Here is a 7709-nt window from a genome sequence, read left to right on the forward strand (position 1 = left end):
TATCCCCCCAGGGGGATATGGGGCGGGCGTGCTTACCGTGCTCGCCAACCGGACCTATCGTCATCTTTTCCTCGCCCAGCTCATCGCGCTGGTCGGGACCGGCCTGGCGACGGTCGCCCTCGGCCTGCTCGCTTATGACATCGCCGGTGGTGATGCGGGCGCGGTGCTTGGCACGGCGCTGGCGATCAAGATGGTCGCCTATATCGGCGTTGGTCCGATCGCCGGCGCGTTCGCCGACCGCGTGCCGCGCAAGGCGCTGCTGGTCGCGCTCGATCTGGTCCGCGCGGCGGTCGCGATCTGCCTGCCGTTCGTCAGCGAGGTCTGGCAGGTTTATGTCTTGATCTTCGTGCTGCAGGCCGCGTCCGCAGGGTTCACGCCGACGTTCCAGGCAACCATCCCCGACGTGCTCCCCGACGAGGGCGACTATACCCGCGCTCTGTCGCTGTCCCGGCTGGCCTATGACATGGAGAGCCTGACCAGCCCGATGCTCGCGGCGGCATTGCTGACGATCATCAATTTCCACTGGCTGTTCTCGGGGACCGCGATCGGGTTCCTCGCCTCGGCGGCTTTGGTGGTCTCATCAGGCCTCGCCAGGAGCGCCGCTTCACCGAAGGCCGATACTGGCATCTACGACAAGACGACCCGCGGAATCCGTATCTATCTCAAGACACCGCGCCTGCGCGGCCTGCTCGCGGTGACGCTTGCTGCGGCCGCGGCGAGCGCGATGGTCATCGTCAACACCGTCGTCATCGTCCGCGGACTCGGCTTCGGCCAGTCGCAGGTCGCCCTGGCGCTTGCCGCCTATGGCGGCGGCTCGATGCTCGCGGCGCTGCTGTTGCCGCGCGTTCTCGATCGTATTGCCGATCGCGCGGTGATGGTGAGTGCCGCCGCCTTGCTGACCGTCATGCTCGCCGGCCTCGCCACATGGGGCGCGACCGCGGGCGGCGGGCGGATTGGCTGGACGGTGCTGTTGCTCACATGGCCGCTGCTCGGCATCGCCTATTCGATGAGCGTCACGCCATCGGGGCGCCTGCTGCGTCGCTCGGCCAGCGCCGGAGACCGGCCCGCGCTGTTCGCCGCCCAGTTCGCGCTCAGCCATGTTTGTTGGCTGATCGCCTATCCGCTGGTCGGCCAGCTTGGCGCGACGATTGGAATGCCCGCGGCGCTGACCGCGATGGCAGGTCTCTCCGGGATCGGGTTCTTTGCAGCCGTCGCGCTATGGCCGAAGAGCGATCCGCAAGAGATCGCGCATGATCACGAGACGCTTGGCCCGGACCATCCGCATCTTCGCCAAGATCATAGCGGCGGCAACCAGAGCCATGTCTTCGTGATCGACGATCTGCACCAGCATTGGCCGCGCCAATGATCGCGCGTTCGTCTTGTGAGTTCACAGCTCTCGCGATAGGTCTTGTCGTATGACAGCAATGTCGATCTCCACGCGGCGCTTCGGCTCCGGTGGCGCGCTCGGGCGCGTCGCCGCGCTTATGGCGTTGTTCGCAATGATCGGCGTGCTGGCGCTATCGACGTGGCACGATGGCATGCCGCACAGCCATGCCGCAGTTCATGCAACCAGTGTCGATCGCGATCATCACGAGCATGCGCCAAGCAAGACGCCCGACATGGCGGATGTCCTGCACATGGCGGCGCACGCCGTGATCCAGACGATCGATGTACCGCGCCAGCCCGTGCTGGCTGCGATGCTCAAGCCGGTGCCGCTCCAGTGGAGCATTGCCGGCCCGCAGGCGCCCGGCGCGATCCACCCCGACGGACTCCTGAGACCCCCGCGAGGCTGAAGTCGCGCGCCCGTCTGGCGCGCCCGATCTTCAAGCCTTCAAGGGGAAATACCGATGCAAGCCTTTCGAGGCCGGCTGCCGCGGCGTGCGGTTGCCGGCATGCTGGCCGCGACCTGCCTCATGGCGGTCGCCCAGAGCGCCTATGCGCAGGTAGCGCCGCCATTCGCCACGCTGCTGCGTGAAAGCGAGGACGCTCCGCGGCTCGCGGTAAGCGAAGCCGGCGTCCGCCAGGCCGAAGGGCTGCGCGATCAGGCGCGCGCACGGCCCAATCCGAGTATCAATGTGATGACCGAGAATGTGGCGGGATCGTCACCCTATTCCGGGTTCGGGCGCGCCGAGACGACGCTGCAATATAGCCAGCCGATCGAACTGGGCGGAAAGCGCTCGGCACGGATCGCTGCCGGAGAAGCCGGCGTGGTCGCGTCGCGTGCTCGCGACCGCGATGCCCGGGTCGTTTTCGCCTATGATCTCGCACGCGCCTACGCCGCCGCCGAAATCGGTGACCGGCGCGTTGGCCTTGCCGAAGACGAAGTCGAGGAAGCGCAGAGCGACCTGAAGGCAGCCGAAGCGCTGGTCGGTGCGGGCAAGGAAACGCGGCTCCGCGCGCTCCAGGCACGCTCGGCGCTCAACGAGGTCAGCGCCCAGCTCGATCTCGCCAAAGCGAACCGCATCTCCGCTTATGTCCGGCTGTCGGCACTGGTCGGAGCGGATGCGCCATTTGCCAGCCTCGCTGAATCGCTGCTCGATACCGGTCCCAGCCCGGACATGGTTGGCCCAGTCGATCCGACGGCCAGTCCCGCGCTGCTCGTCGCCGAAGCCGAACGCGCGGCCGCAGCGCGCCGGCTCGATGTCGAAAGCCGCCGTGCGACACCCGACATCACCGCGAGCGTGGGCGTGCGCCGCTTGGAATATGAGGGTGCGACCGCGGTGCTCGGCGGCGTGACCATTCCGCTTCACCTGTTCGACCGCAACCGCGGCAACATCGCCGCCTCGCGCGCCGAGGTCGATGCCGCCGAAGCCCGGCTTGCGGTGCTACGCGCCGAGGCCCGTGCCGAAGCGCAATCGGCGGCCGCCGAGCTCTCCGCCGCTGAAAGCCGGGTGACCGCCGCGCGCGGCGCGCTTGCCACCGCCGACGAGACCTATCGTCTCGCCCGCATCGCCTATGAGGCAGGCAAGTCGCCGCTCGTCGAACTGCTCGCCGCCCGCCACGGTCTCGGCACCGCCCGCAGCACCGTTCTCGACGCCGAAACCGCCCGGTTCGAAGCGCGCGCACGCCTAGCCCGCCTCGCTGGCCGCACCATCACGGGGGAACCCATCCAATGAACGCCAATCAGAAACTCACTGCCGGCGCTGCGCTGGCGCTCGTGCTGGCTGCCGGCGCCGGGTTCGGCATTGCTCGCCTGACCGCTCCCACACCACAGGTCGAAGCAGCCGCCGAACAATCGGCCGCGCCATCGGACAGCGTCGCGATGACCGCCGAGGCGATCAAGACCTCGCAGATCTCGGTCGCGCCCGCTGCCTCGGGCGAACTCGACGCGGCGATCGCGGCATCCGCAACGCTCGAGGCGACGCCCGACGCGGAGGCGGTGCTGACCTCGCGCGCCGCCGGCACGGTGAGCCGCATCTTCAAGCGGATCGGCGATCCCATTCGCGCCGGCGAGACGCTGGCGCTGGTCGAGAGTCGCGATGCCTCGGCGATCGCCGCAGACCAGTCTGCTGCCTCCGCGCGGGTGACGCTCGCGGCCCGGCAACTGGCGCGCGAGCGCAGCCTGCTCGCGCAGGGCGTCTCGCCGCGCGCGGACTATGAAACGGCTGAAGCCAACCTCGCGGTCGCCCGCGCCGACGCAATGCGCGCCAGCGCTGCCGCCGGCGCAACGCGGGTCGCGCGTGACGGGCGATCGGTGGTGGTAGCCAGCCCGGTCTCAGGTCGTGTCACCGCAGCTCCCGCCAACCTTGGCCAGTTCGTTTCGGCCGAGACCGAGCTGTTCCGAGTGGCCGATCCCAGCCGTCTCCAGATCACGGCGAGCCTGCCGTCGGCCGATGCGCCGCGTGTCCGTGCGGGAGATCGCGTCGAACTCAGCCTGGCTGACGGCCAGATCATCGAAGGCCGGGTGCGGTCTTCGACGGGCGTGGTCGATCCCGACACGCGCGGTGCGACGGTGGTCATCGAACCAAGTGCCGGCGTGTCGATGCTGGCACCCGGCCAGCTCATACAGGCCCGCATCTTCGGCAGCGGTGGCGCCGCCAAGGATGGCGTGATGGTGCCGCAGGACGCGGTCCAGACCGTCGGCGACCGAACGGTCGTGTTCGTCCGCACGGCGAACGGCTTCAAGGCGACCAATGTGGAGGTCGGCAGCCGCAGCGGCGGACTGGTTGCAATCGTATCTGGGCTAAAGGCCGGCACGCCGATTGCGACTATCAACGCCTTCCTGCTCAAGGCCGAACTCGAGAAGGAGTCGGCGGAATGATCGGCCGCATCCTCCAACTCTCGGTGCGCGGCCGCTGGCTGGTTGCGTGTCTCACCCTGCTGGTCGTCGCGTTCGGCGCCTGGCAGATCACCAAGCTGCCAATCGACGCGGTGCCCGATGTCACCAACCGGCAGGTGCAGATCAGCACCTTTGCGCCGACGCTTGGACCGGTAGATATCGAGAAGCAGGTGACCTTCCCGGTCGAGACAGCGCTCGCCGGAATTCCGGGCCTGCAGATGACCAGGTCCTTCTCGCGCAATGGCTTCAGCCAGGTGACGGCGGTGTTCGAGGACACGACCGACATCTATTTCGCGCGACAGCAGGTAACCGAGCGTCTCGCCCAGGCCAAGGACAGCCTGCCTGCCGGCATCCAGCCCAACCTCGCACCGCTCAGCACCGGGCTTGGCGAGATCTTCTTCTATTCGGTCGCGTTCCGGCATCCCGACGGCAAGGGCGGCGCCGAACATACCGACGGCAAGCCCGGCTGGCAGTCCAACGGGAGTTACCTGACGCCCGAGGGCGAGCGGCTCACCACCGAACTCGCCAAGGCGGCCTATCTGCGCACGGTGCAGGACTGGATCATCCGTCCGCAGATGCGCAACGTGAAAGGCGTCGCCGGCGTCGATTCAAACGGCGGCTATGTGAAGCAATATCTGGTCGAGCCGAACCTCAATGCGCTTTCGACCTACGGCCTATCGATCACCGACCTCGCCGATGCGCTGGAGAAGGCGAACCTTTCGGCCGGCTCCAACTATGTCCGGCGCGCGGGCGAGAGCTTCCTCGTCCGCGCCGATGCGCGGCTCAGATCGATCGACGAGATCGAGCAGGCCGTCGTCGCGACCCGCGCGGGCGTCCCCGTGCGCGTCAAGGATGTCGGTCAGGTCGTCATCGGCGGCGCGGTGCGGACCGGTTCGGGCAGCCGCATGGGATCGGAAGCGGTCATCTCGACTGTGCTGATGCTGGTCGGCGAGAACAGCCGCATCGTCGCCAACAGCGCGGCCGAGCGGCTCACCGAAATCAACAAGGCCCTTCCACCTGACGTTTTCGCCGAGCCGGTCTATAACCGCTCGAAACTGGTCAACGCGACTATTGCCACGGTCGAGAAGAACCTGGTCGAAGGCGCGCTGCTCGTCATCGTCATCCTGTTCCTGCTGCTCGGCAATGTCCGCGCCGCGCTGATCACGGCGGCGGTCATCCCGATCACCATGCTGATGACGGCGGCGGGCATGAATGGGCTCGGCGTATCAGGTAATTTGATGAGCCTCGGCGCGCTCGATTTCGGCCTGATCGTCGACGGTGCGGTCATCATCGTCGAGAATGCGCTCAGGCGCCTTGCGGAGCGGCAGGAGCATGAAGGCCGTCTGCTCACGCTCGAGGAGCGGATGGGCGAGACGATCGAGGCGGCGCAGGAGATGGTCCGGCCGACCGTCTATGGTCAGCTGATCATCTTCCTCGTGTTCGTGCCGCTGCTCACCTTCCAGGGGGTCGAGGGCAAGACCTTCTCGCCGATGGCGATCACGCTCATGGTCGCGCTGGCCAGCGCATTCGTGCTGTCGATCACCTTCGTGCCCGCCATGATCGCGATCGTCATCAAGGGCCGGGTCAGCGAGACCGAGGTCAAGCCGATCCGCTGGTTCAAGGAGAAATACGCCCCGCTGCTCGACAAGGCGGTCGCGCGCCCGATGCCGTTCATTCTCGGTGGGGTCGGCGTGTTTGCCGCGGCTGTGTTCGCGTTCGGGTTCCTCGGTGAGGAGTTCATGCCGCAGCTCGACGAGAAGGACATCACCGTCACCAACTTCCGCGTGCCCTCCGCATCGATCGACCAGTCGACCCAGATGCAGCTGCAGATCGAAAACGCCCTGAAGACGCTGCCCGAGGTGGCGCTGGTCTTCTCGAAGAACGGCAACGCCGATCTCGGCACCGACCCGATGCCACCCAATGCCTCGGACACCTATGTGATCCCCAAGCCCGAGAGCGAATGGCCCGCCGAGGTCAAAACCAAGGAGGATATCCTGCGGCGGATCGAGGAGCGGATGAAGCCGCTGATCGGCAACCGCACCGAGATCCAGCAGCCGATCCAGATGCGGTTCAACGAGCTGATCGCGGGCGTGCGCGCCGATGTCGCGGTCAAGCTTTACGGCGACGATCTTGATGCGATGAGCGCGCAGGCCAAGCGCATCGCCGGCGTATTGCGCACGATACCCGGCGCGGGCGACGTCAGCGCCGAACAGACTGACGGTGCGCCGACCTTCGATGTGAAGATCGATCGGCTCGCGGCGGCGCGCTACGGACTGACGGTTGAGGAGGTCGCCAGTACCGTCGCCGCAGCACTGGGAGGCCGTGAGGCGGGGCTGTTGTTTGAAGGTGACCGGCGATTCTCGGTGGTCGTTCGCTTGCCCGACGCCCAGCGCGACGATCTTGAAACGCTCGGCGCCATCCCGGTGATGCTGCCCGCGGCCGATGGCCAGATTGCCCGCTCGATCCCGCTGCGCGAAGTGGCGCGGTTCAGCTACACCCAGGGGCTGAACCAGATCAGCCGCGAGAACGGCAAGCGCATGGTGGTCGTGCAGGTCAACGTCCGCGGCCGAGATCTGGGCGGATTTGTGCAGGAAGCGCAGGCGAAGATCGGCAACCTCGATCTTCCGCCCGGCATGTATACAGCCTGGGGCGGCACATTCGAAAGCCTGCAATCGGCCCGGCTGCGCTTGCTGATCGTCGTGCCAATCTGCTTCGTTGCCATCTACGCACTGCTCTACATGGCACTCGGCGGGCTCGTGCCGGCAGCGATCGTCTTTAGCGCGGTGCCGATGGCGCTCGCCGGCGGCGTGTTCGCGCTGCTCCTGCGCGGCATCCCGTTTTCGATCACCGCGGCGGTCGGGTTTATCGCGCTGTCGGGCGTGGCGGTGCTCAACGGCCTTGTCATGATGAGCGCGATCCGCAAGCGACGCGAAGAAGGGGCGGGCGAGGAAGACGCCATCGTCAGTGGCGCGATGCAGCGCGTGCGCCCCGTGTTGATGACGGCGTTAGTCGCCAGTCTCGGATTTGTGCCGATGGCATTGGCAACCGGTACGGGTGCCGAAGTCCAGCGGCCGCTCGCGACCGTGGTCATCGGCGGACTGATCACCTCGACCGTGCTCACATTGCTCGTTTTGCCGGCGATCACGGCTCTTGCTGCTCGGTGGCAAGTCCGCCGTGATCAACGATCCAAGATCGACGCCGCTGTCCAGAGTTAACGGCGGGCCACGAAGGCTACACTACCGAGGAGTGGACGGTCAGCTAAGTTGACCGTCCGCTGGTTGGCGGGATAAGTCGGGCTTCGAAGAGCAGCATTGGATCGCGGCAGGGGCGTCCTCAAGAGACGAGTCTCATTTGGAAATTGCGGAGGTGTCTCTTTTCGAAGTTGCGCTTACAAATTCTTAGAGCGATAATAAGAATTATGTTAAATATC

The 7709-nt window shown here is 66.5% G+C and carries 5 protein-coding genes; all 5 read left to right on the forward strand.

What is annotated here, in order from left to right:
- The first annotated feature begins 28 nt into the window (after positions 1-28).
- From F7P65_RS01395 to F7P65_RS01415, 5 genes are read left to right on the forward strand one after another with little or no spacing between them, the layout of a single operon-like run.
- Positions 29-1366 carry an MFS transporter gene (locus F7P65_RS01395; protein ID WP_066701122.1) on the forward strand — a complete coding sequence of 446 codons (1338 nt, stop codon included), beginning with the start codon at positions 29-31 and terminating at the stop codon, positions 1364-1366.
- Between the two features lie 58 nt (positions 1367-1424).
- Positions 1425-1793, forward strand: coding sequence for a hypothetical protein (locus tag F7P65_RS01400; RefSeq protein WP_066701121.1), 369 nt, complete (start codon positions 1425-1427; stop codon positions 1791-1793).
- A 54-nt stretch (positions 1794-1847) separates the two neighbouring features.
- The gene (locus tag F7P65_RS01405; RefSeq protein ID WP_066701120.1) at positions 1848-3116 is read left to right on the forward strand and encodes a TolC family protein; all 1269 of its coding nucleotides are present in this window, start codon (positions 1848-1850) and stop codon (positions 3114-3116) included.
- A complete protein-coding gene (locus F7P65_RS01410; protein ID WP_150289963.1) occupies positions 3113-4261 on the forward strand; it encodes an efflux RND transporter periplasmic adaptor subunit in 1149 nt (382 codons plus the stop codon). The genes F7P65_RS01405 and F7P65_RS01410 overlap by 4 nt, the downstream gene beginning before the upstream one ends.
- Positions 4258-7494, forward strand: a complete 3237-nt coding sequence (locus F7P65_RS01415) for an efflux RND transporter permease subunit (RefSeq protein ID WP_150289964.1) — start codon at positions 4258-4260, stop codon at positions 7492-7494. Before F7P65_RS01410 ends, F7P65_RS01415 begins: the two co-directional genes overlap by 4 nt.
- Positions 7495-7709 lie beyond the last annotated feature (215 nt).

Origin of the sequence: Sphingobium estronivorans, assembly GCF_008692605.1 — a bacterium.
Classification (GTDB): Bacteria; Pseudomonadota; Alphaproteobacteria; order Sphingomonadales; family Sphingomonadaceae; genus Sphingobium; species Sphingobium estronivorans.

Bases quoted from the DNA above. Each gene is read 5' to 3' on its own strand.
- F7P65_RS01400 (WP_066701121.1), top strand. From the start codon at position 1,425: ATGTCGATCTCCACGCGGCGCTTCGGCTCCGGTGGCGCGCTCGGGCGC.
- F7P65_RS01405 (WP_066701120.1), top strand. From the start codon at position 1,848: ATGCAAGCCTTTCGAGGCCGGCTGCCGCGGCGTGCGGTTGCCGGCATG.
- F7P65_RS01410 (WP_150289963.1), top strand. From the start codon at position 3,113: ATGAACGCCAATCAGAAACTCACTGCCGGCGCTGCGCTGGCGCTCGTG.
- F7P65_RS01415 (WP_150289964.1), top strand. From the start codon at position 4,258: ATGATCGGCCGCATCCTCCAACTCTCGGTGCGCGGCCGCTGGCTGGTT.